The 22,559-nt window shown below is 43.5% G+C and carries 22 protein-coding genes and 3 tRNA genes; 15 read left to right on the top strand and 10 right to left on the bottom strand.

Annotated features, from left to right (window positions below; translation table 11 throughout):
* Positions 1–311 precede the first annotated feature (311 nt).
* The gene (locus LFX25_RS00490) at positions 312–923 is read right to left on the bottom strand and encodes a TetR/AcrR family transcriptional regulator (RefSeq protein ID WP_238728358.1); all 612 of its coding nucleotides are present in this window, start codon (positions 921–923) and stop codon (positions 312–314) included.
* A 51-nt stretch (positions 924–974) separates the two neighbouring features.
* A complete protein-coding gene (locus tag LFX25_RS00485) occupies positions 975–3,149 on the bottom strand; it encodes an MASE1 domain-containing protein (protein WP_238728357.1) in 2,175 nt (724 codons plus the stop codon).
* 30 nt (positions 3,150–3,179) lie between these two features.
* Between LFX25_RS00485 and pabB the strand changes: the two genes are divergently transcribed.
* From pabB to LFX25_RS00460, 5 genes are all read left to right on the top strand, one after another.
* Positions 3,180–4,943: an aminodeoxychorismate synthase component I gene (gene pabB / locus LFX25_RS00480; protein ID WP_238728356.1), complete on the top strand. Its 1,764-nt coding sequence runs from the start codon at positions 3,180–3,182 to the stop codon at positions 4,941–4,943.
* 58 nt (positions 4,944–5,001) lie between these two features.
* Positions 5,002–5,541 carry an RNA 2',3'-cyclic phosphodiesterase gene (thpR, locus tag LFX25_RS00475; protein ID WP_238728355.1) on the top strand — a complete coding sequence of 180 codons (540 nt, stop codon included), beginning with the start codon at positions 5,002–5,004 and terminating at the stop codon, positions 5,539–5,541.
* A 44-nt stretch (positions 5,542–5,585) separates the two neighbouring features.
* Positions 5,586–6,245 (top strand): leucyl/phenylalanyl-tRNA--protein transferase, encoded by a 660-nt coding sequence (gene aat, locus LFX25_RS00470; protein WP_238728354.1) that lies wholly within the window; start codon positions 5,586–5,588, stop codon positions 6,243–6,245.
* Positions 6,246–6,321: 76 nt separating this feature from the next.
* Positions 6,322–6,612, top strand: a complete 291-nt coding sequence (locus tag LFX25_RS00465) for a hypothetical protein (protein WP_238728353.1) — start codon at positions 6,322–6,324, stop codon at positions 6,610–6,612.
* Positions 6,613–6,786: 174 nt separating this feature from the next.
* A complete protein-coding gene (locus LFX25_RS00460) occupies positions 6,787–8,838 on the top strand; it encodes an AMP-dependent synthetase/ligase (protein WP_238728352.1) in 2,052 nt (683 codons plus the stop codon).
* A 155-nt stretch (positions 8,839–8,993) separates the two neighbouring features.
* On the opposite strand, the gene LFX25_RS00455 is transcribed toward LFX25_RS00460, so the two are convergent.
* The 5 genes from LFX25_RS00455 to LFX25_RS00435 all read right to left on the bottom strand — a co-directional run bounded on the left by LFX25_RS00455 (position 8,994) and on the right by LFX25_RS00435 (position 14,627).
* A complete protein-coding gene (locus LFX25_RS00455; RefSeq protein WP_238728351.1) occupies positions 8,994–9,863 on the bottom strand; it encodes an N-acyl homoserine lactonase family protein in 870 nt (289 codons plus the stop codon).
* Entirely contained in the window at positions 9,860–10,906 is a 1,047-nt protein-coding gene (locus LFX25_RS00450) for an LIC_10091 family lipoprotein (protein ID WP_238728350.1), read from the bottom strand. The genes LFX25_RS00455 and LFX25_RS00450 overlap by 4 nt, the downstream gene beginning before the upstream one ends.
* Positions 10,907–10,914: 8 nt before the next feature.
* Positions 10,915–12,399, bottom strand: coding sequence for a HEAT repeat domain-containing protein (locus tag LFX25_RS00445; RefSeq protein ID WP_238728349.1), 1,485 nt, complete (start codon positions 12,397–12,399; stop codon positions 10,915–10,917).
* Between the two features lie 178 nt (positions 12,400–12,577).
* Complete coding sequence (locus LFX25_RS00440; RefSeq protein WP_238728348.1) at positions 12,578–13,264, bottom strand: hypothetical protein; 687 nt, start codon at positions 13,262–13,264, stop codon at positions 12,578–12,580.
* A 91-nt stretch (positions 13,265–13,355) separates the two neighbouring features.
* A complete protein-coding gene (locus LFX25_RS00435; protein ID WP_118954429.1) occupies positions 13,356–14,627 on the bottom strand; it encodes a hypothetical protein in 1,272 nt (423 codons plus the stop codon).
* A gap of 290 nt (positions 14,628–14,917) precedes the next feature.
* On the opposite strand from LFX25_RS00435, the gene LFX25_RS00430 reads away from it, so the two are divergent.
* Together LFX25_RS00430 and LFX25_RS00425 are read left to right on the top strand one after the other, a co-directional pair.
* Positions 14,918–15,532 (top strand): hemerythrin domain-containing protein, encoded by a 615-nt coding sequence (locus LFX25_RS00430; RefSeq protein WP_238728347.1) that lies wholly within the window; start codon positions 14,918–14,920, stop codon positions 15,530–15,532.
* 207 nt (positions 15,533–15,739) lie between these two features.
* A complete protein-coding gene (locus LFX25_RS00425; RefSeq protein ID WP_238728346.1) occupies positions 15,740–16,321 on the top strand; it encodes a helix-turn-helix domain-containing protein in 582 nt (193 codons plus the stop codon).
* 127 nt (positions 16,322–16,448) lie between these two features.
* Here LFX25_RS00425 and LFX25_RS00420 read toward each other — a convergent pair whose 3' ends face one another.
* Positions 16,449–17,096, bottom strand: a complete 648-nt coding sequence (locus LFX25_RS00420; RefSeq protein ID WP_238728345.1) for a hypothetical protein — start codon at positions 17,094–17,096, stop codon at positions 16,449–16,451.
* A gap of 100 nt (positions 17,097–17,196) precedes the next feature.
* Positions 17,197–18,462, bottom strand: coding sequence for a class I SAM-dependent RNA methyltransferase (locus LFX25_RS00415; protein WP_238728344.1), 1,266 nt, complete (start codon positions 18,460–18,462; stop codon positions 17,197–17,199).
* 101 nt (positions 18,463–18,563) lie between these two features.
* On the opposite strand from LFX25_RS00415, the gene LFX25_RS00410 reads away from it, so the two are divergent.
* The 7 genes from LFX25_RS00410 to LFX25_RS00380 all read left to right on the top strand — a co-directional run bounded on the left by LFX25_RS00410 (position 18,564) and on the right by LFX25_RS00380 (position 21,358).
* A tRNA-Ser gene (locus LFX25_RS00410) sits at positions 18,564–18,647 on the top strand.
* A gap of 12 nt (positions 18,648–18,659) precedes the next feature.
* Positions 18,660–18,746: transfer RNA gene (locus LFX25_RS00405), tRNA-Ser, on the top strand.
* Positions 18,747–18,789: 43 nt separating this feature from the next.
* A complete protein-coding gene (locus tag LFX25_RS00400) occupies positions 18,790–19,236 on the top strand; it encodes a hypothetical protein (protein ID WP_238728343.1) in 447 nt (148 codons plus the stop codon).
* Entirely contained in the window at positions 19,190–19,600 is a 411-nt protein-coding gene (locus LFX25_RS00395; protein WP_118954433.1) for a hypothetical protein, read from the top strand. Before LFX25_RS00400 ends, LFX25_RS00395 begins: the two co-directional genes overlap by 47 nt.
* A gap of 5 nt (positions 19,601–19,605) precedes the next feature.
* Positions 19,606–19,682, top strand: a tRNA-Arg gene (locus LFX25_RS00390).
* Between the two features lie 442 nt (positions 19,683–20,124).
* Positions 20,125–20,667 (top strand): WbuC family cupin fold metalloprotein, encoded by a 543-nt coding sequence (locus tag LFX25_RS00385; protein WP_238728342.1) that lies wholly within the window; start codon positions 20,125–20,127, stop codon positions 20,665–20,667.
* 109 nt (positions 20,668–20,776) lie between these two features.
* Positions 20,777–21,358 (top strand): slr1658 superfamily regulator, encoded by a 582-nt coding sequence (locus tag LFX25_RS00380; RefSeq protein WP_238728341.1) that lies wholly within the window; start codon positions 20,777–20,779, stop codon positions 21,356–21,358.
* Between the two features lie 14 nt (positions 21,359–21,372).
* On the opposite strand, the gene LFX25_RS00375 is transcribed toward LFX25_RS00380, so the two are convergent.
* Entirely contained in the window at positions 21,373–21,720 is a 348-nt protein-coding gene (locus LFX25_RS00375; RefSeq protein ID WP_238728340.1) for a slr1659 superfamily regulator, read from the bottom strand.
* 544 nt (positions 21,721–22,264) lie between these two features.
* Here LFX25_RS00375 and LFX25_RS00370 point away from each other — a divergent pair.
* Positions 22,265–22,555, top strand: a complete 291-nt coding sequence (locus tag LFX25_RS00370; protein ID WP_238728339.1) for a hypothetical protein — start codon at positions 22,265–22,267, stop codon at positions 22,553–22,555.
* Positions 22,556–22,559: the final 4 nt, after the last annotated feature.

Raw genomic sequence — 22,559 nt, 5'->3', positions numbered from 1 at the left:
TTCAAGTAAAAAATGTGGGAACTCCTTCGATTTCAAATTCCGATGAATCCGTTGAAATTTCCACCGTAAGAGACATAAATTTATTATGGTGGTGTTCAACGGCTCCGAAAGGGCAAAACGAGTATGAAGATCTTCTTCGGGTCGAAAATCCGTAAATTCTAGTTTAATTCTGAAAGAATGTAGGAACTCATACTTTTCAAAAGAGAAACGGAAATTCTCTTCAGAACTGCCAAATTAAAAACAAACCCACTTCTGGACGTTTCTAAAAACCATAAGTTCCGACAATACGCAGAATTCTAACTTGAAACCAATCACTGGTTTTCCCTCATCCCATCTAACATCAGATCGGGAACGGCTTTCATCCAGCGAATCGCATAGTCTCGATCGGATTTGTGGGAAATCGATTGGCGGATTCCTTCAAACATCATGGAATTGATCGCTTTCGATGCGACATCCGTATCTAGATTCTTTCGTAAAAAGCCCTTCTTCACACCGTTGATCAAATAAAGCTCGGTAACGCGCGCGGAAAGTTCGTAAATCTTTCGAATCTTGACGGTCACCGTTTCGTCGATCCCCTGCGTTTCAAAAAAGAAAATCTGACCGATGCGAGTGTCTTTTCCAAAAAGTTCGAAAAGCCCGACTCCGATTTCTGCGATTTGAGAACGGTATTCTTCCAACGAATTGGATTTGTCGGGACTTTGTCGGGAAATCACTTCGGACAACCCGTTCTGCACTCGATCCAAAAGCGCATGTAGGATATCCAACTTATTCTTAAAATAACGATAACAGGTTCCGTGACCGATGTCCAACTTACCCGCGATATCCGCGATCCCCGCGGCGTGAAATCCTTTCGCCGAAAAAATGTCGAGGGCGGCGTCTAAGATTTCCTCTCGGCGCGCCAGGATCTTTTCTTCCTTTTTCATCTTCGGGGAGAATGTTTTGTTTCGGAGTTTTTTTGTAAACCGGAAGATTCTTCAGACAAGATCGACGGTAAGAGGAATGTGAATCTTAAAGCGTGTGCCTTGTTTCGAATCCGATGAAAAATCGATTTTCCCTTTGAGTTGTCGCACCAGGATATACACGAGTTTTAAACCGAGCGAATTGGAATCCTCTAAGTCGAAACCGGAAGGCATTCCGATTCCGTTGTCTTCGATCTGCATCTCCAGATTTTCCTCCACTTTAGCGAGAGAAATTCTAAGCTCCGGTTTTTCGGAAGAATTCTCCACCTCCGGAAACGCGTACTTTAAAGAATTGGAAACGAGCTCGTTGATGATCAGTCCGATCGGAATCGCACGGTTTACGCTGATGTCCAACGTTTCCAGTTCGGTTATCAATTCGACCAAATCGGATTTTCCGTAAACCTGAAAGAGCTGGTTCAATAGTTTTTCGATATATACGGAATATTGAATCTTTCCTAGATTCTCCGATTGATACAATTCTTCGTGAATCATAGACATCGTTCGGAGTCGGTTCTGACTTTCCATAAATACGGAAAGACTTTGTTTATCCTGAACATAATCCGATTGCATCGACAACAAGGAAGAAATCACCTGGAGATTGTTTTTTACCCTGTGATGAATTTCCTTCAGCATCACTTCCTTTTCTTCCAGAGAAAGATGAAGTTTCCTTTCCACGGATTTAATATCCGTAAAATCCAATAGCGTCACGATTACGCTTGAAAGAGACGATTCGAACCCGGGAGGAACTGACCAACGAATTTTAATATCCAGTCTCGTTCCATCTTGGACGCGGAAACCCACTTCGACTTCGTAAAAATAGGATTCTTCCCTGATCTTTCTTAAAACTCTTCTGAATACTTTGAAATTATCCTGACTGAAGAACCGTTTCCAATTTTTATAAACCGCATCCTTGGATTCGACACGAAGTAGATTGACGGTCTCCTGATTGACCCCGACGACTTGAATCGAATCGAAACAGAGCTGGACAAAATCGGGATGCGTTTCGACGTAATCCGTAAACGAATCTCCGTGAATATCTTCGGGTAAACCGTCCAAAACTTTTTTGAGCTGGGAATAATCCGCTTCTATGATCGCAACCGGAAGATGTTCGAACAAACCCATATAGCGGATCTGACTTTTTTCCAGCGCGGCCCTCGCGTCGTTTTTCTCGTGAATTTCTTCTCTAAGAATTTCGTTGGAACGAAGAAGTTCGTGCGTTCTTGCTTTTACCTTGTCTTCCAGACTCTGATGAGAAACGCGGAGCTGATTCTCCGCATCCTTTCTTTCATTCACCATACTTGCAACGAGAAGACTCGTTATGGACAACACGGCCACGAAGAATTGTAAAAGAATGTAAGAAGCGTTCATCGATTCGGCATAAAACTGAGGAGAACCTGAAATCGTTCCTAAGATCGCGATGATCGAAGAAAGAACCACCGCCAAACTGCTCGGCCTTTCTCCCAATCGAAACGCGGACCATAAGATCAACGGAATTAAAATATAACCGAGAGGATAACTGATGGAAACGATCGGAGTTACCAAATCGAAAGAGGCGAGGGAAAAAAATACGATCAAAAGAAGAAGCGCGATCGATTCCAAAAATTCGGTCCAACGCGGAATTTTATACGCGCCTCGAAACCAAAAAAGGACAAAGGGAGCGCCGATGTAAACGCCGAGCGTGTCGCCCGCCCACCATGTCAGCCAACTTTGACGAACCAAGGAGAGATCGATTTCTCCCAAAAGATACATGAAAGTTACGGAACCGGTACAGCTGATCGTACATACGATCGCTTCCAAAGCGATAAAAAGAAAAACGTATTGGGTCTTTTCGGAAATTCTACATCCTGGAATTTTCAGCGAAAGAACGACTTTTCCCGCGTAACATTGAAGAGCCGAGAAAAGCCCGATCACAAAACTGAGATATAAATTCTTTCCGGGATCCATCCAGATCCCCGAGAAAAGATCCGTTCCCGAATTGGAAAAGAAGGATGCGAAAAAAACTCCGATGATCGCGTAATTTCCGAATAGAATCGTAAGTCCGAGCGCGGCACCGGAAGCGGGCCATATCGCGGAAGCGTAACCGGGATGAATCGCGGTGTTTCTTCCGATCTGCGCGAGAATATAATAAATAAACCCGGATATAAAAACGATTCCGGAGATTCTTATTATTTCTTTGAAACGAAGAGACAAAATCATCAATCCTATTCAATTTGTTCTAAAATGAGCATTGAAGAGCTCCTATTCTCTGACCAGCCTTTTATGATTTTTGAAGAAGGATTCCATCCTTTCGGAAAAATTATCTTTCGCAATCCCATTACAACGATCGAAGCTTATAACTCGGAAGGGCTGACCGAAGCGTTTCACAAGATCGAAGATTCTTTAAACCGAGGATATTACTTAGCGGGTTTTATTTCGTATGAGGCAGGATATTTTTTTTCCGATACAAATTGGAAACGAACTGAAACAATTTTACCACTTTTGTATTTTGCGGTTTTCGAAAAGCCGGAAAGAATTTCTAAACCGCTTTCCGAATCCGCTCAAAACTACGGCTTTTATATTTCGAAAACGCCGAATCGGGAAACCTATTTTCAAAACCTGAAAACGATCCGCGATCATTTGTTTCAAGGTGAAATCTACCAGATCAATCACACAGACCGGATCGGTTTCGAATTCGAAGGTGATATATTATCATTTTATAAAGTACTTTCGGAACGACAACCCGTATCTTACGGATCTTGGATTCGATTCCGAAAAACGGATCTCCTTTCTTTTTCTCCGGAACTCTTTTTCGAAAAAAAGAATCGAACGCTCGTCACGAAACCGATGAAAGGCACTTATCCTAGAGGAAAATCCGCAAACGAAGACAAAGAGAACATCCGACTTCTTCAGAACTCCGAAAAGGAAAAAGCGGAGAATCTCATGATCACCGATTTAATGCGGAACGATCTCGGTAAAATCAGTCAAGAAGGAAGCGTTCAAGTGGAGGCGCTTTTTTCCGTGGAAACATACAATACGATCTTTCAAATGACCAGCACCATCCGTTCCGAACTTTCGGATTCCGCGGGTTGGAAAGAAATTTTTAAACAACTTTTCCCCGGAGGATCGATCACTGGCGCTCCGAAACTTAGGGCGATGCGACTTATCGAACAACTCGAACCGCCCAGGGGGATTTACACGGGAGCAATCGGCGTCATTCAACCGAATCAGGACGCGGTGTTTTCGATCGCAATCCGAACCTTGGAACTCGAACGCGGAAAGGGAAATATCGGAATCGGTTCCGGAATCACCTGGGATTCCGATCCTGAAAGGGAATGGTCCGAAATTTTCGAAAAAGCAAAGTTCTTTACCGAAGCTCCCCGCGATTTTTCCGTTTTCGAAACGATACTTTATAAAAATGGAATATTTTACTTTTTAAAAGAGCATTTGGAAAGAATCCGGAATTCCGCCCAAAAACTGCAAATCCCATTCTCCGAAAAAAAATGGAATTCAACCCTTCAAAAAATCCGCTCCGAAGTTAAACGAAATTCCCACCGAGTCAAAATCAGCCTGCATGTTTCGGGTACGATACGCTGGGAGCACTCGGAACTTTCACGGTTTCAAAAAAAAGGAAACGTTCGAATCTCGAAAATCAAAATGGATTCCACTTCCGAATTCAGAAAACATAAAACGAATTTACGTGCGATTTACGATCGGGAAGGGAAACTCGCGCGGGACGCGGATTGTTTGGATGCAATCTTCTTAAACGAGAAGGATCAAATCACGGAAGGAAGCATCGCCAACGTATTCGTAAAGATCGGAGATTCTTACTTTACGCCTCCGCTCGATGCCGGAGTTCTTCCGGGGGTGTTCAGAGAACGTTTGCTAAAACGAAATGGATTTTACGAGAAAATTCTTTCCATAGAGGATTTAACAAACTCGAATTCCGCTTTTCTTTGCAACTCGTTACGCGGAATTTTAAGGATAGAAGAAGTTCGAAATTCTTAGATAAGCGGATATTTGGAATCTAGTTGCGGAAATCGAACGGGGTCCTAAACTTTTAAGTATGAGAACGTTTCTGGGGATTTCCGTTCCGGAAGAAGTAAAAGAACAACTAACTTCCATCTGTTACGGTATACCGGACGTGCGCTGGGTTCCTAAGGAAAATTTTCACATAACCTTGGTCTTTTTAGGCGAACAATCGAACGAGAAGCTGGACGTTCTATCCGAGTTTTGTTCCACCGTTTCTTCCCCGTCGTTTCACTTAAACTTGAAGTCGGTGGGAACATTCGGAAAACAAAAGTCTCCTTCCATCCTTTTTGCGGAGGTAAGCGCTCCGCCCGAACTTTTACAGCTCCAAAAAACCTTGGACGGCGGACTTCGCAGATTTGGGTTTTCCCCGGACCGCCAGGATTATCATCCGCATTTAACGATCGGCCGTTTTAAGAATACGAACGGAACGAGAGTTCTCACCTATTTGGAGGAATTCTCCGACTTTTCCACTTCGGACTTCCCCGTTTCCGAATTTCATATCTATTCATCCAAAACATTCTCGGACGGACCCGTCTATTTCATCGAAGAATCTTTTTCACTTTTACCGTCTTAAAAAATTATGGAGAATTCAGAACGTTTTCGAATGAGGCGCCTGTCTTGAAAGATTTCTCTGATTTTTTTCGAAACCCTCACGTATGGGACCGTGAGATCGTTGCGGTGGGAGGAGACCTTTCTCCCGAACGACTTTTATACGCCTATAAGAACGGAATCTTTCCGTGGTCGGACGAGCCCATTCTTTGGTATTGTCTCGATCCCCGGGGGATTTTTGATCTGAACCGTTTGCATATTTCCAAGCGCTTACGACGGAAGATCAATCAAAGACGTTATACGATTACTTTCAACCGGGCCTTCGAACAAGTCATGCGCTGTTGCGCGTATCGGCCCGGAGAAGAAACTTGGATCACCGATCTTTTTATCAAAGGCTATTCCGAATTTCACAAACTCGGATATGCTCACTCGGTGGAAGTTTGGGATGAGAATGGAAAATTAGGAGGAGGCGTTTACGGAATCGCAATCGGAAATTTTTTTGCCGGCGAATCCATGTTTTCCTTCGTTCCCGATTTCGGAAAGATCGCACTCTTCCATTTATTCGAGGCTCTTAAAAAAGATCACTTTACCCTTTTCGATACGCAGCAACTAAACGTTGTTACTCTTGGACTTGGGGCGTATCAAATTCCGAAAAAAGAATATCTCAAACGATTGGAATCGGCCGTCGCCTCGGGAAAAAAATGGAACCCTTCCCGTTCCGTTCCTTAAAAAAAACGTATTTACTTTTTTTCTACGGATGTTGGAGTTCTCCAATCAATCACTCTTTCAATAGGAAAACTTTACAATGACCCTTTTTAAGAAAATTCTTGCCCAACTTTTAATCGCAGCGATGGCGTTGACCGGATTCGCGGGACTCGTCGCACAAGAACCTGCTGCAGACGCTCCAACGGAACAAACCGAAAGCCCGAAAGAAACGAAGTCTGAAAAGAAAGGAAAGAAATCTAAGAAATCCAAAAAGGCTAAAAAGGCAAAAAAATCTAAGAAAAAGTCCAAGAAGGAAAAAGCAGAAAGCAAAAAAGAAGAAGCACCAGCTCCTTCCACTGAATCTTCTGCTCCGGCCGGAGAAGAGCAATAATATCTTCTTTCCGTCTATCTCTCCGGAGGTAGACGGTTCCCTTCTTTTTGCACCGCACCCGCTCCTTCCTCTTTCCAAAATTTGGTTGACTCACGCAATTTTTCCCTTAGCTTAATTCAGCCTTTACCCTATCGGAAATCATTCCGGTAAAAACTCACTAAAGAGGAATTGGAAATGTATAAAAACCTCGCGGATATGTTGATACAATCCACCGAGAAATTTGGAGATCGACCCGTATTCTGGAGCAAAGGAGAAGATAAGGAATTCCACCCTACTTCTTATAAACAGCTGTACGACATGGGAATCTCTCTTGCCGAAGCGCTCATTCATTTGGGACTGAAAGCGAGAGAACATGTCGGAGTACTAGCGGACAACAGACTTGAGTGGATGATTACGGATTATGCCGTTCAATTTTCGGGAGCTGCTAATGTTCCTAGAGGAACCGACGTAACCGAATCCGAACTCGAGTATATCCTCAATCACTCGGAAGCAAAAATCGTTTTTATCGAAAACGATAAGATGCTGGAAAAGTTCAATAAAGTTAAACCGAAACTTCATAAAGTCGAAACCGTCGTCATTATGGATAAGGCTTCCACTGCAAAAGGAAAGAATATCCATAAAATCTACGATCTGATCGAAGAAGGAAAAGCCCTTAGAGCCAAAGGATCCAAAAAAGCTGAGAAAAGAATCGAGGAAATCAAACCCGACGATCTCTTTACCCTCATCTATACTTCCGGAACTACGGGAATGCCGAAAGGTGTGATGCTCATGCATTCCAACATGATTCACCAGATGATTTATGTTGTGCCGATGCTTTTAACGGACATCAAACCTACCGACAGTATGCTTTCCATATTACCGATTTGGCATATTTTCGAGAGGGTCAATGAGTATGGAGCCATCTCGAGCGGAATCCAAACGTATTATACGAAAGTTTCCGATCTTAAAAACGATCTAGCGAAAGCGAGACCGTCCTTTATGGCGTCCGCTCCGCGCGTTTGGGAAAGCGTTTATACCGGAATTTACAATAAAGTAAACGATCCGAAACAAACCCCGCCGATCCGTAGAGGTTTGTTTAAACTCGCTTACTTCTTCTCGAAACACTACAATGCTTCTAGAAGATTCTTGAGCGGATTGGAAGTGGATTATGAAAACAGAAATATTTTCAAATCCCTCGCAATCGGAGTAAAATCCCTGATCGTTCTTCTGCTAACCGGACCGTTTACCGTAAGTGCGATGGCGATTCTCGCGTATTTGGCTCTTCCCGCGTACGGAGTGCATGTTCCAAGCTGGATCCTCTTAACGATCGCGGGTTTGGGATTGATCTTCAACGCTAAGACTTTGGATGCGATCGTTCTTTCCAAAATCCGCCAAGCTACCGGTGGAAGGCTCAAGGGATCTATGTCGGGTGGGGGCGCACTCCAATCGCACGTGGATAACTTCTTCAACGATATCGGAATGCTCGTTTTGGAAGGTTACGGTATGACCGAAACCAGTCCCGTAATCTCGGTAAGACCTTTCGTAAAACCGATTATCGGTTCGGTTGGATTCTTAGTTCCTAAATCGGAACTGATGATCAAGGACGATAACGGTCATGTGTTGACGCACATCAACGATAAGTTCGAAGTTCTCGCGGGTAAGCTGGGACAAAAAGGAGTCGTCTTCGTAAAAGGACCTCAAGTGATGAAGGGATATTACAAAAATCCGGAAGTTACTAAGAAGACCATTGTGGACGGATGGATGAACACCGGAGATATCGGATTCATCAACTTCAAGAAAACCCTGACTTTGACCGGAAGAGCGAAAGACACCGTAGTATTGTTAGGCGGAGAAAACGTGGAACCGGTTCCTATCGAGAACAAGATGGACGAATCACCGTTTATCAAACAATCGATGGTCATCGGTCAGGATCAGAAGGTTCTCGGGGCGATCATCGTTCCGGACATCGACCAGTTAACCGATTGGTGCAAGGAAAACGGAATCGATACTTCCAAACTCGAAGAGCTGATTAAACATCCGAAAGTCATCGACTTCTACAAAAAAGAAGTTCGTAGCTACAACAGCACAAAGACAGGATTCAAATCTTTCGAGCAGGTTCAGCACGTCATTCTCACCAAAAAACCTTTCGAGGTCGGGGACGAATTGACCAACCTTCTCAAGATGAAACGTCACGTGATTACGGAAAAATACAGCAAGGAAATCAAGAAGGTCTACGACAAAGACTGAACGGCAAACTAACTTGCGTCCGTAAAAACGAAAGGCTCGGGGGATTTTCCTTCGGGCCTTTTTTATTTCCGCGTCGTGATCCCCTCATCCGCGCTTTGGGAAAGAATCGTTGGCGACCGCCGAATATAAAGTTTATCCTAAGAGACGGGTTTTACTTAATAATAATCTAATATTCTAACGCCGGGAGCGAGTTCTTCGCCTTGTGTTAAAATCGAAGGATCGTGTAAGGTAAGAATTTTGATTCCTTTCTCGTTTAAGATTCGAACGTATTCGATAAAGTCCCGATTTCGTTTTGTGGAAAATACCGCGCCTTGCGGAAGACCGATTCCATTCTTACATTCTTGGATGAGATAACATTCATCCCCGGTAAACAGAAATCGCCTTTCGGGAGAAGCGATCCATTCCAGCGCTTGCGACCCGGGGGTATGACCTCCGGTAAAAAGAATCCGCATATCCGTAAGCAAAGAATACGTTCCATCGAAGGAGTGAATTCGATTTACAGAACTCAAAGAACGGATGTAGTTCGCTTGATTCGGAAAGTAGGATTGTTTTTTCAAAAGATCCAAATCGTGGTTTTGAATATGGACCGTCGCGGAAGGAAACAGGAAAATTCCGCCCGCGTGATCGAAATGAAAATGTGTGAGTACGATGTCAGTGATTTCTTTCGGATCGATTCCGCATCGTTTTAAAAGAACGTCGGGTCTTTCAAAACTGTAGAATCCGAATTTCTTTCGATAGATGTCGTTAAAAAAGCCCGAATCGATCAGAATATTTTTTCCGGGAACGCGAATCAGATAAAAGAGGTATACGATTTCGCGATTTCCTTTGTCTTCTTCCACATTCAAAAAACGATCGGGGTATAGACTTCTTCCATAGGAAAAAACGTACAAACCGAAATCGGTTTTACAATTTTTCGAAACGTTCGTTTTCGAATTCGATCGGTTCTCGACCGCTTCCTGATTCCTACCGGCGCAGCCGCAGATTAAAACGAAAAGCAGACAGAAGGCAAACCGAATCGTTTTCATTTCAACGTTTCAACGGGTTCGCTTTGAATCCTAGAAAATCCTTTCTGTATCGGAGTCCTAAATTGCATTAGGATTCCCTTATGGAGATGTCCCGGTAAAAGCATCCAATCCTGCAGATTTTCCAAGGATTGAACGTTGTAATGCAACGGATAATCGACCGGAATTTTTTCTCCGTCCGGCGATCCGTATTCTTCCTTGGTCCCGTTTTGCATCGTTCTCAAAACGATTCCTTTCGAATCGGTGGGAAGACTTAATAGATTATCGCGAAAGCCGGGCGTATAAGAAAAATAATCTTCGATGTTGGAAAGATAAACGACTCGAATCGGAACGTTCAAACGCGCCGCCCTTTCACCCACGGAACGCATGCTCTTTTCCGCGTTGATATCTCCTTTCAGAATTTGAATTCTCCCTTGAAGAACCATGTTCCGAACGTAATCGTATTCTTCTTTGGAGTGAATGAACGTCTTTAGTCCGAATCGTTGCGAGGTTCGATCCAGTTCGTTCCATCGCTGCGGAATATCGGATTTCCCCCGATGTGCCACTTCCCAAGCCTCGCGGATCAAAGGCCATTCCGGATCTTTTTCCCATTCGTTCTTGATCAGTTGAAAGGATGTTTGTTTATTTTTGCGCGACCAAAGTTCGCGATAGGATTCAGGATCTGGTGCAAGTTTAAAAAACAAAAGATGAATCCGATTGATCAAGCAGATCGTATAATCGAAATCCATCAGCCAAGCGTATTTGCTCTTAGCCCACGCGATAAACGTAAAATTCTGATCCGTTCCCGCGCCGAGATAACCGCCTTCCAAGTTTTCTATATACGGTTTGAATAGATCGATCCGAAGTTCGTTCGAAGCGGGATAATGTCTTCCACCGAGATCTTTGGATTCGAATTCATCCATCTCCAAAGGAGCCAGAAAAATCTTTTCCGATTCTTCCAAAGGAGGAACGATCCAAGGATCTTTCGGCGGAGGAGCCGTCTTACAGCTTGCGTAGAGAAGAATATATCCCGCTACTAAGAGCGGGATCGATTTAGAATCAAACATAAACCTAATTACTTCGAGTTGAGTTTATACCAGTTCAACCATTCGTTCCGAGAGTAAAAGTTCTTTCCTGTGATCGAGGCAAGAGACGACATTAAAAGTTTGGAACTCGCCGCGCGATTCTCGTCCAAAATTTTAATGAGAATCGGAAGACTGGCTTTATCCTTTCTCTTTCCCAACTCGGAAATCGCAACCTGCTGCAGCGAAACGTTGTCTTTCTGCGCAAAATTCTCCAGGATCTTGCGGGATTCTTCTCCTGGAATCGCAGCGATTGCGGGAATAACGATCGATGCGGAATTCGGGTTCTTCTCCGCAATTTCAACCAGAGCAGCAAGCGCCTTTGGAGAACGCAATAAACCCAAGGATTCAACGGCCAAGGAGGAAAGTTTCGGATCGAATGACTTGGACGCGAGAATCAAATCCTCCAGCGCTTCGTTCGCTTGTAGAATCCCGAGGGACCAAACCGCCCCGTATCGACCTTCTCCGTCTTTTTCCTTTAAAACATTCAATAAAACCGGAATGCTTTTTTTATCTCCGAGATATCCGAGCGACCTCGCGATCACTTCGCGATCCGGTAGTTGCAAGTTTTCTAATTTTCTTTCGATCGCGGTTCGAGCGGGATTAAAACGAATTCTCCCGAGAACCAAGGCGGCAGGGGCGATCGCATCGGGATTATTCTCTTCCAAAATTTTCTGAACCTTGGGTCCTGTTTCAGAGGAAGGAATTTCGGACAAAACGTTCACCGCACGATAACGGATCTCCCGATTCGTATGTTTTAAAATCGGAACCGTCGGGGCGATCGCAGACGCATCTTTAATTTCAATCAAAGCGATCATGGAATTCTCGCTGCCCTTATCAAAATCGGAACCGAGTCCTTGAACCAGAACAGGGACCGCGCCCTTGCTCGAAATTCTTCCCAAAGCCAAATAAGAAGCCGCCAACGTCGGTGAAGGTTCGGTCGTTTTTGCCAGCTCGACCAAATACGATTCCGCCGAACGTACTTTCAATTTTCCTAATGCCATCGCGTATGTTTTCGCGAGTTCCACATCCTTATTTTTACGAGCTAAATTTAAAATCGCCTCGCCGGAAGAAACCGCTTTGATGCGGACCAAAGTATCGACTGCGATCAATCGCAAGGTGGCGTCCGGAGACTGCAAAAAAGGAAGAATCACTTTCGCAGTGGAGGAATCTTCCATTCTCGCGAGCGCTTCCATCACGATGTCGGGCGTTACGCCCGATTCGGAAGAAAACAGTTTTATGATTTCCGAAGTGGAAGCGCCGTCCTTCCAAGTTCCCAGGGCGATCGCCGCAGTCCCTTTCACCGCAGGATTGGATTCGTTTTTCAAAAGATTGCGGACGGCGGGTATCGACGGCTTGTAATCTCTATTAGAAACTTCTAAAATAGCTTGGGCGCGGATCTGCGGATTTTCTGAACTCAATTCCTTTAGAATCTGTTCCAAAGGCAACTCCGGTTTCGCTTCCGCGACGGGAAGCATATCGGGCCTCGGCGGTCCTCCACAGCCCAAGATTACCAAAATGAAAAATAATACTTTTATGATTTTCGTTTTTTTTGAAATTGTAACTTTGAATTCTTGAATACGTTCCATTAAGAATCGCATAAAATCTCCTGATAAGTTTATAGATCGACCCGGTCCAACGACATGCGATGTCGAATTACGATCCCGGAATTTGACTTTGCACCTGTCTTAAAGTGGAAAGTTCTTTTTTCCAAACGATCAGATCCTGATTGGCGGTTCCGATTTGTTCCGGATTCAATTTTCCCTGTTGAATCGTATATTCAATCAATTGAATTCTCGATTCCAATTCCTCGATTTTATAATTGATGTAAGCGAGCTGTTCCTTGGGATTTACGCTCGATTCCGAAGGAGCCTTCGGCTCGTTGCCCGGCTCCGCGTATTTTCCCAACGACCGGACGATCGCGTTCCGCGATTCCATATTCGCAACCGTATCCAGACGTTCTCTCGCCTCTTTTTCTTCGGCCTCGCTGAGAGCCGGTCGGAACTCCGAAGGGATGTACACATTTTTCGGATATCTTGCGATAAAGTCGGTCCATTCTTTCCGAATCTGTTCTTTTTCTTCTGGAGTTTTTCTGGGTTTAAACGCTTCGGGCCAGAGTTTTTTGGCCTGACCTTCCAGCTCCGGATCTTCGTTGAACGGATGAGGAGCGTCCGGAAAATACGGATCCATTTCGGAATAATATTTTGTTTTTAATACGGCATCGCTTTCTTCCGCGATGGAGAGGGATTCTTTTTTCTGATTTTCGGGCCAAAAAAGGATGAATAATATCAATAAAACTGCAAGTGCGATCGCTGCAAAAAAGAGTTTCTTTCTGAATTCCATAAAACCCGCTTTTTAAAATAAAAAACGCCGCCTTGATTGGAGGCGACGTTTTTATTCTTCTTTCTTCTTCGTTTAAACGAGGAAGAATTTCTTACACGAAAATTCCGATAACCCAAGAAATGAACTGTCCGAAAATGGTTTCGGTCAGGAATTTCTTCAAGTCCACCGGATTTCTATTCAGGCTGTCGTAGTACCAAGCGGTGTATTCGCTGACTTGAGCGATGTTCAATCCGTAACGTGCGTTAATGACCTTAATCAACTCGTTCGCGAAAACCGAATGTCCGAACATGTTCGGATGCACTCCGTCCAGACCGAAAACTCCTGGTTGGTTCGGCAAAGGCCAATTCGCACGGGCATAACCCGGGCTCCAACCGGAAGGGCTTTTTACAAGACGTCCGTTCTCCTTGATATCATCAAAGACAACTTTCAGATCCGCGACAGCAAACCCCATCGCCGCACCTTGAGCCTTAACTTCGTTGTTCAACATGGTTAAGAAGTTGGTGATGGTTGCGACTTCACCCGCATCCAAAACTTGATTCGGATCGGATACCGAATTACGGAAGAATGCTTTCAATCCGGTGTAATTCGCTCTTCCTTGTGGATCTTTATAAGGTTCGAGAAATGCGATCGCAGTCACGTTCGGAATCGTAAAAAGCACGCCGCCTTTTAAACTTCCGATCGCAGCCAAACGTCTCATCACTTCGCGAATGTCTCTCTTATAACGAGCCTCGTCCAAACAAGCAGTAGTGGTGGAAAGCGCAGTACAAAGTACATGGTTCGCGGCTACGGTTCCGAAAAGAAAGCTAGGTCTGACTTTTTCCATGATCTCAATTTGGGTTCCGGAGCTCCGAAGACCGAATTGATGGAATTTATCAGGTTCTTTACAATCCTGAACTTGTACCCAGCGATAAGTATACCAATACCATGTCGCCCAATACCAATCTTTCTCCCATTTTGTTGCGGTAACGTCTTCGCATTTACCGGAAGTTCTCAGAACGGAAGTATATTCAGCTCCCGTAATTCCCGCGTGAGTCGGAAGGCTTACGGTGGACCCGTTTCCTCCGATGATGGAACCTGCGATGCAGAAAACTCCGCAATCGCCTTTAAGAACGTCTTCCAAGTTGATATAAGGTCCGGTAAGAACGTTATACGAAACGGAAGATCCGGCTTGTTTACTGACCAGAACGGGATAAGCCCAATCCTGAGTTTTTTTCTCAACCGTTGCACCGAAAAAACCGTGACTCAAAGAATCACCGATAACGCCAGGCTTTGCAAAAAGCTGAGCCTGAGTCTGAGCGGATAAACTTCCCGCACAAAGTCCGAGCACAAACAGAAGAGTCGCAATCCAATTAGCTTTTTTCATCTTTCACTATTCTCCATTTTCATTTAGGCCTGGAGAACGAAAAGCCCTTGTAAGCAAGGTCCCATCCCTCGTTCATCTGCCGGCCCGGGTTTTTGGCCCAGAACAATCGTAGGTCTGTAACGAACGGTCAGTCAACAGGAATACTGAAATTGATCCTAACGCAGAAAAATTTTTTCCAATTTGGCGTAACGTTCGATATAAAACCATTGTGACAGAAGTTTGTCATGAAGATATTTCCCAAATCCGAATTCATACAATTCCTAGTGCGTAAGGAATGTTACACTTTTCTCATGAATACAATTCCACAAACCGCTGCAAGAATCGAAGTTTATGACTTTCCTCATAGAGGAATTAGAAACGCTCTTTCCCTCTGGATTTTGGAAACCGGTAAAACGGATTTCAAAAACGAAGAAGAATGGAATCGTTTAAAAAAAATGAGTACGGATATAATTCATCTCCTGGAGATCCATGCCAGAGACGAAGAAGCGTTCAGTTTAAAATATCTCGGCGAAATCGATCCGTCCTATTCCGAAAAAGACTTAACGGTTCATTCCCTCTTGGAAAAAGAAATCGAAACGATTCAAAGTCTGCTGGAACAAATCGAAGGTTCCGAAACATTGACAAGGACCGAATTCAAAAAAGAATTTTATAATACGCTCATACGATTTCAAACCCGATATTTCGTTCATATGGAAGAAGAGGAAACCGTAACTCAATCGCATCTCTGGAAAGAGTTCAGCGACACGGAACTCGAAAATCACCGGAAGGAAATCATGGCCTCTTTAAAGGTTGAAGACTTGAAACTTTGGATTCGCTATGTGGCTCCCACGCTTCCTTCGGAAGAAAGACTCAAATTCGAATCGATGACCGAAAAAATTCTCTCTCAAACACCGGGAAAGAATTGATCTTTCGTTTTCGAGCGGATACATTCAATTGAACACATGAACTTGGACTTCCAATCGATTCAACTGCAGCGAATTACGCAAGCATCTACGGCTGATTATTCAATCATTCCGGATGAATATTGCGTACTCGGGGTCCAAGTTCGTGGGAAAATTCACACACTTAAGGGGAATTCTTTCCAAGCGCTGAATGTCATCGGAATTACCGGAATGATGACCGAACAAAAAACATTCCGATCGGAACAGGATACGATTTCTTTTTTGCTTCGAATTACTCCGAATGCACTCGCACCGTATTTACCTCTTCCTATGAGCAAAATCGTAAACGAAAGCATTCCTTTGGAAACGCTGGTTACTCAAAACGTAGTCGATGATTTGCGAGAGGATTGTCTGCAAGAGTTCCACGAAAATCGGGAATCGGGATGGGCTTGGAAACGATTTTTATCCGGTCTTACGGTTCACAAAGAGGAACCGAAGTATATTTCCGAATCGCTCAAAAAAATCCGGTCTCAGGCGGGAGAAATTTCGATTTCAACCCTGGCCGCCGATTTGGGAATCAGCCAAAGTAAATTAGAAAAAGATTATAAACTATTTTTAGGGCTTTCTCCGAAAGATTACGCTTCGCTGGTTCGATTTCGAAACGCGCTTCGTCTCAAGGATGAATCATCCAATTTAACCGACTTGGCTTATCTTTCCGGTTATTACGACCAAGCGCATTTTATCCGAGAATTTAAAAAGAGAACCGGAAAAAGTCCGAAAAAGTGGTTTCAGTCGAAATCTACGATCGATTGAATTCGATCGAACGATACATTAGAATTACTTAATTTTCGATCACCATAAAAAAGCCGGATGTGAATCCGGCTTTTTATATTCCGACCCAGATAGAATCGGGATTAGTTCTTACAGCCCGTCCTAACGCTTAACTATGTTTTACCAAAAGATTAAGCTGTAAGGTTCTGTCCCAATTTTGGGACAGGTTCTTATCTTTTTTCTTCTTCTTTTTGGATTTTTTCTCGGACTTATCGTCGTCATCCTTGTCTTTTTTCTTTTTAGACTTTTTGGAATCCTCTTTATCGTCGTCCTTATCCTTTTTCTTGGACTTCTTCTCCTTCTTTACATCGTCGCCGTCGTCCTCTTTATCTTTCTTTTTCTTTTTAGATTTTTTAGAGTCGTCGTCTTTATCGGAATCGTCTTCGTCCTTATCCTTCTTTTTGCGTTTGGACTTTTTTTCGTCGTCTCCGTCCTCATCCTTATCTTTTTTCTTTTTGGACTTCTTCTCTTTAGAGGAAGAATCGTCGTCATCGTCTTTATCCTTTTTCTTTACCGGCCTACGATCTCCATCGTCATCTCCGCCTTTACCCGGTTTTGCCCTGCAATAAGCGTCGACGGAAACTCCGTCTTGTCTTGTATAACCGCTTACCCAAGTGCAATCATCGTTGGATTTACAAGAGGAAGCCGAAAGTCCCTGGCAAGCGCTGTCCGCGGAAAGGGAAACGGTTCCGAAAAAACCGAAAGTTACGGTGATTACGATCGCCCATAAAGAGCGAAAAAGTAGATTGAAACGCATACTATCTCCTACAAAGACCGTGTATCATTTTGGTCAAAAGAAATGTCTGTCAACATGCAAGGTTTATCAATAAATTTTCGAAAAAGAATATCGTAATTTTTTAATCCGAAACTTCTCTTCGTTCCGCTTTTACGATCACTTCGAAATGTTTTGTTCGGGGAAAGAAGTCGACGAGAACGACGTTCGTAAGTCGATACTCTTCGTTTAAAATCAAGGAAAGATCCCTTGCCAAAGTCGTATGGTTGCAGCTGGAATATAAAAATCCTTTCGGTTTATTTTCAATCAGCGACTGTGAAACTTTTTTTGACAACCCGGCCCTAGGCGGATTCATGATCCAAAACGGAGAATTCAAAGCTTCCTTCGACTCAATCCGATCCGTTTCCAAATTCAAAACCTCGAAAGTAAAGGAAGAAACGCCGTTTTGCTTTCCATTCTCCCTTGCTTGTTTTAGGGAAGCGGAAGAAAGTTCGTACCCGATCCACCGTTCCGCCTTACCTTTTAGCGCGATCGAAATCAATCCGGATCCACAATATAATTCTAATATTCCCGTTTGTCGATCGGGAGTTAAGGAAAAAATTTTTTCCAGCCAAGGTGCGATTAAATATCGATTCACCTGCGAGAATCCGCCCGCCGGTATGTTCCAGAAGATTTCGCGGGATTCAGGAACACGAACCGTTTCCCGAAATCGTACGGATTCTTTTTGATACGGAACTGCCTTGTTTCCTTCCAACCGAAGCGAAAGGGATTTCGATTTGGAAAGAGGAGCCGATTCGCTTCTTTCTTTTTTGAGAAATTCGAACAAAGCGGCATTCATTTCGTTCGGAAGATTTTTACAACCGTCTTCGGGAAGTTCAACGATCGAATGGGAGAATTCTTCGTAAAATCCGGCGATTCTTTTGGAACCGATAAAACCCAATTGAATCTGAGTCGTATTTCTATATCCGTTCGGCTCGGCGCTCAGAATTTCGATTTCAGGAATTTGAATATGATTTTTGGAAAAAGCGCGTTCTAAAGTTTCCCGCAGAAGAAACGTTTTGATTTCGAGCTCCTTTCCGTAAGAAACATGACGATAGGAACAACCGCCGCATCGAGGAAACGAAACGCAATCCGATTCGATTCTTTCCGAAGACGGATCGGAAATCCGCGAAGCAACTCCCCAATGAAGAGAACCGGATCGTTTCAAAATTGTCGTTTGAACTTCTTCTCCTGGAATCGCGTTCTTTAAAAAGAAAGTTCCTTCTTCCGAATTGGCGATCGAATAACCCAAGTTTACCCAAGAACGCGGCCTAAGCGAAATCGGACCTGTCAGTTTGTTCATGGTGGGTTTTTTAGGACGACCTTTATGTCCCTCAGAGTCGGTTTTCATCTCGTTCCACAACGTCTTCCAGGAAATCCGAAGATCCGGGAATGCAAAGAACAATTCACCTTGACACAGGGGGGTTTTCTCGCGGTAAAGTAATTCCGTCAGGAGAAGTGGCTGAGTGGTCTAAAGCAGCGGTCTTGAAAACCGTCGTGGTAATCCCACCGTGGGTTCGAATCCTACCTTCTCCGCTGACAACCTTTGGAGACGTGCCTGAGTGGCCGAAAGGAGCAGTTTGCTAAACTGTCGTACGGGTAACTGTACCCAGGGTTCGAATCCCTGCGTCTCCGGATTTTGCTTTCATTTTACTTGATACCCGGAATTCTCACCTCTATGTCCTCTGAGCGGTTCAAAACCCAGGAATTTATTCAGGAAACACTGAGAATCTTAAAGAGCGAAGAATTCCCCGGCTTGATCGCCGCGATCTCTTACGTTCCTTTTTTCGGTTGGCTGTTCCTTTGGATTTTTCGTAGGACGCAGAGGTTCGCTTCGTTTCATATCATACAAGCATTGAAACTCAACGTCGGTTTTATCGCGATTTCTTCGGTAGTTTGGTTTTTGAGAGAATTTCCGATCGTGAGTTGGATTCTTTCTTTGATTCGAGTCAACCCGATCGTCACCGACTTTATCAGTTATGTTTCTTGGATCGCATTTTTAGGTTACAGCGCGCTCGGAGCATGGAACGCGTTTCAAGAAAAAGAATATACCCTGCCTTTTTTCCCGGAGATAGAAAATGAAATTCAAAGAATATTTAAAAAAATACGAACCGGTTCTCCGTAATCTTCCCGAAACAACGAATCGATTTTTAAGATCCGAGCGATTTTTAGTGTATCTGGTTTCTCTACCGCTTTTCGGAACTTGGCTGATCGGGTTTACTTTTTATTGGGAAAATTCGGTCGTTCGAAAATATTCAGGATTGTCCTTTCTTAACTTTTTGTATTTCCTTGGATTTCTTTTAGGAAGTGTTTTCGTTTCCTGGATTCCGGTTGCCGGACCTTGGTTAGGTCACTTGGTTCACCTTGCGGGGATTTTGATTTATCTAGGGATTTCAGGATTACTGCTATACAATTACGCCACTGGAAAAAAGATTGCACTCAGGATTCCTGAGGAACACCTTTCTCGTTTAGAATCCTATATCCATTGATACCCGCGCCCATAGCTCAGCTGGATAGAGCGTCTGACTACGGATCAGAAGGTCGGAGGTTCGACTCCTTCTGGGCGCACCAACTTTTTCCTCTTTTACTTGATTCGATCAAACAGTTTCGAGTTCTTATGCAGAGACTCTGCGGCTTCTCTTGCGGGAGAATTTTCTAAGCTTACAAAGAACTTTTCTTCCGGAAGATTCGTTACATTTTAGAAAGATATCTCAAACTGATCTTTGAATCCAAGGAGAATTTCCTGTTTGGACCTCTTTTGGAAAATTATGTCACTTTTAATGAGCGAACGTAAAATTTTCACTTTTTGAATTTTTACCGAAATTATTTCCGAAAGTGCAGTGTACGAATTGACACTAAGACTGAGTCTCATTTCCATTGTAAGGGAACGCTGATAGAGAAGAGTTGGATTTCAAAATGGATAAATGCCACTGCGCACAAGTAGCCTTCGAAACGATTGTAGAGACTGCAAAATCGGAAGGCGTAAGCTACCAAGAAATAATGGAAAGGGTCGATGCAGGAAATACTTGCACGGCGTGTAAGTCGTATCTTATTGAGTACTGTGAATCCAGACTCGAACTCCTCCAAACCGCTTAAACAACTTCTTACGGATTCCCTCTTCTCGGAGGTACTGCAAAAGGCAAATACCTCCCCTCGAAAGAGAGCCAATCACAACTTTCACGAACTTTCCGAAGTATACCAGAGATTCTTAAACGTCCTCACAAAGGACACGTACATCCAAGCACACAGACATAAAAACCCGCCGAAACCGGAAACGTTTTTGGTTTTAAAAGGAAGCCTCGGCTTTGTTCTGTTTAACGAAGACGGTTCGATTAGGGAAACGCATCTTTTAAGCTCCGAAGGTCCCGTATACGGAATCGATATCTCACCCGGAGTATACCACACTCTCGTTTGTCTTTCCGAAACCGCGATCTGTTTTGAAGGAAAATCGGGACCGTACGATCCCGCGACTGACAAGGGTTTTGCGCCCTGGGCGCCGTCGGAATCGGATTCAGATCGATTAGAATATCTGGAAAAACTAAGAAACCTTTTTTAAAGCGACTTCCTTTTTTAGTGGAAACGGATTTTTTACTTTCCCGCGCGAAGATCAAAGTTTCTATTTTGGAAATCCTAGTCGTCGGATTAAACAGGTCCGAAGAAACGTTATGAGTTATCCTGTAAAATACGGCCATTACAATCTGATACCGGATTCTCTTCCCAGCGAAAGCGAATTCACTCTCAGACTTCGGCCGATGGATTTGCGCGTTCAATGGAAACGTTGTTCTCTCACCGCAGATTACGTTTCCAACTACTGTTCTTTTCAGGAAACGCTGGATCCCGACGCTTCCAATACCATTTCAATCGTGTTAAACGAACTCATCGAAAACGCTGCGAAATTTTCCAAAGATAGAAAAGGGGAAATTTTTTTAGATCTGAAGTATTATTCCGAAATCATAAAAATCGAAATTAAAAATTCCACGGACGAAACTTCCAAAAACAAACTCGAAAAATCCATTTCCGCATTGATCAGCCGAAACTCGGACGAACTCTATCTCAGCAAGTTGAAAGACGGAGAAGGAAACGAGCCGAATTCCGGAATCGGCCTTTTGCTTCTTTCGAAAGACTTTCCCGTGCGACTCGGTTTTTTGATCAGCGAAATTTCGTACGGAACCTACGAAGTCATCGTGCGCGCTTATTTGGACTTGAACGAAGTTGAAAGAACAAAATTGAAATCCATCAACGCTTGAAACGGAAAAACCCGTTACTCAAGAGTTGTTTTGATTTCCGATCTAAGCTTTTTAAGATTTTCCAAAAATTTAATCTGCCAATATCGATCCTTGTTTCCTTTGATCTCGACATTGTTGATATTCTTCTTATCGTAAGCGGCCACGAATCGGGATAAACTCGCGATTCCGGCGCTGTTTAAAAAATCCAAATTCTTAATGTCGATGACCGCTTTTCCGCGACCGGAATCGTCGAGCATCGTTTCGATTTGGTTGATGATGGGATCATATTCTTCGACGTTGAGGAGACGAAGCGTTCCGGAGATTCTGATTCTTCCGCGATTTTTTTCCGTTTCAACGGAATAATCTTCTTTTGAAATTTCCATTCTAACCACTACGCCTAAAAAAAAGATGTTATCCTTTTAACAAAATCATATCCCAACTCTTGAAAAAGTAGGAAGGCATTTCTTATATTTTTAAAAAAAAGACAATCTTTCAGGATCTTCTCGTCGCGCAAGCCTTCACTGAAAGAACAACTTTTCACAGAGTTTTCTTATCTTTTCCGTATTCCAAATAACTCCTTTGGGAAACGGGAGGATTCTTCCTTTTTCATTCTTTTTTAGACTTTCATTTTGTTTCACTTCCGTATTTCTAAGATTATGTCGTTTTCCGAAATCAGGCTCTCTATTCTCCATCAATAGTACTTTCGGATTTGGAAGGGCCGATCTTCAGAAACGGAGAATAAAAAAGAAAATTCGAAGACTAAATTCTTTTCCGTTTTTTCGACCCGTACCTTCGGTGTTCAACGCTCAGACCGCATTTTTTAGAACTTACGATATGAAAACTCTTGCAACATCGCTCCCCTGAGAAGACTATATGAGATTGTGGGAATTTTACCCATTCACATAAATATACCTGGAAAGAAGCTCTATGCCTGAGTTTGATTCGATTGATCTTATGAATTACGCCGTCTACGGGAACGAACACGATCCCGAATGGGCAGATATACGAAATTATATTAAGTCCAGCGCTTCCGCTCAAAAAGAATTGGAAGAATTAAGACGCTCCGTTCCGCAGAATGTTAGAAAGAGAAGAGATCCGTCGCGTCCGCACGACCTCGGTAGAGAAAGATCTTACGATTCTGATTCTTCTTCCGATCCGAGAAACGCAAATTCTCCGGAAGAAAAAAAGAAATGGTGGTCTATTTTTACGGGGGAGTAAAATA

Origin of the sequence: Leptospira sanjuanensis, from assembly GCF_022267325.1 — a bacterium.
Lineage (GTDB): Bacteria > Spirochaetota > Leptospiria > Leptospirales > Leptospiraceae > Leptospira > Leptospira sanjuanensis.
This window is presented reverse-complemented; position numbering and strand designations above follow the sequence as displayed.

Coding starts and splice junctions, on each gene's coding strand:
- LFX25_RS00490 (WP_238728358.1), bottom strand. CDS start 923: ATGAAAAAGGAAGAAAAGATCCTGGCGCGCCGAGAGGAAATCTTAGAC.
- pabB (WP_238728356.1), top strand. CDS start 3,180: ATGAGCATTGAAGAGCTCCTATTCTCTGACCAGCCTTTTATGATTTTT.
- thpR (WP_238728355.1), top strand. CDS start 5,002: ATGAGAACGTTTCTGGGGATTTCCGTTCCGGAAGAAGTAAAAGAACAA.
- LFX25_RS00465 (WP_238728353.1), top strand. CDS start 6,322: ATGACCCTTTTTAAGAAAATTCTTGCCCAACTTTTAATCGCAGCGATG.
- LFX25_RS00460 (WP_238728352.1), top strand. CDS start 6,787: ATGTATAAAAACCTCGCGGATATGTTGATACAATCCACCGAGAAATTT.
- LFX25_RS00455 (WP_238728351.1), bottom strand. CDS start 9,863: ATGAAAACGATTCGGTTTGCCTTCTGTCTGCTTTTCGTTTTAATCTGC.
- LFX25_RS00450 (WP_238728350.1), bottom strand. CDS start 10,906: ATGTTTGATTCTAAATCGATCCCGCTCTTAGTAGCGGGATATATTCTT.
- LFX25_RS00445 (WP_238728349.1), bottom strand. CDS start 12,399: ATGCTTCCCGTCGCGGAAGCGAAACCGGAGTTGCCTTTGGAACAGATT.
- LFX25_RS00440 (WP_238728348.1), bottom strand. CDS start 13,264: ATGGAATTCAGAAAGAAACTCTTTTTTGCAGCGATCGCACTTGCAGTT.
- LFX25_RS00435 (WP_118954429.1), bottom strand. CDS start 14,627: ATGAAAAAAGCTAATTGGATTGCGACTCTTCTGTTTGTGCTCGGACTT.
- LFX25_RS00430 (WP_238728347.1), top strand. CDS start 14,918: ATGAATACAATTCCACAAACCGCTGCAAGAATCGAAGTTTATGACTTT.
- LFX25_RS00425 (WP_238728346.1), top strand. CDS start 15,740: ATGATGACCGAACAAAAAACATTCCGATCGGAACAGGATACGATTTCT.
- LFX25_RS00420 (WP_238728345.1), bottom strand. CDS start 17,096: ATGCGTTTCAATCTACTTTTTCGCTCTTTATGGGCGATCGTAATCACC.
- LFX25_RS00415 (WP_238728344.1), bottom strand. CDS start 18,462: ATGAAAACCGACTCTGAGGGACATAAAGGTCGTCCTAAAAAACCCACC.
- LFX25_RS00400 (WP_238728343.1), top strand. CDS start 18,790: ATGTCCTCTGAGCGGTTCAAAACCCAGGAATTTATTCAGGAAACACTG.
- LFX25_RS00395 (WP_118954433.1), top strand. CDS start 19,190: ATGAAATTCAAAGAATATTTAAAAAAATACGAACCGGTTCTCCGTAAT.
- LFX25_RS00385 (WP_238728342.1), top strand. CDS start 20,125: ATGCAGGAAATACTTGCACGGCGTGTAAGTCGTATCTTATTGAGTACT.
- LFX25_RS00380 (WP_238728341.1), top strand. CDS start 20,777: ATGAGTTATCCTGTAAAATACGGCCATTACAATCTGATACCGGATTCT.
- LFX25_RS00375 (WP_238728340.1), bottom strand. CDS start 21,720: ATGGAAATTTCAAAAGAAGATTATTCCGTTGAAACGGAAAAAAATCGC.
- LFX25_RS00370 (WP_238728339.1), top strand. CDS start 22,265: ATGCCTGAGTTTGATTCGATTGATCTTATGAATTACGCCGTCTACGGG.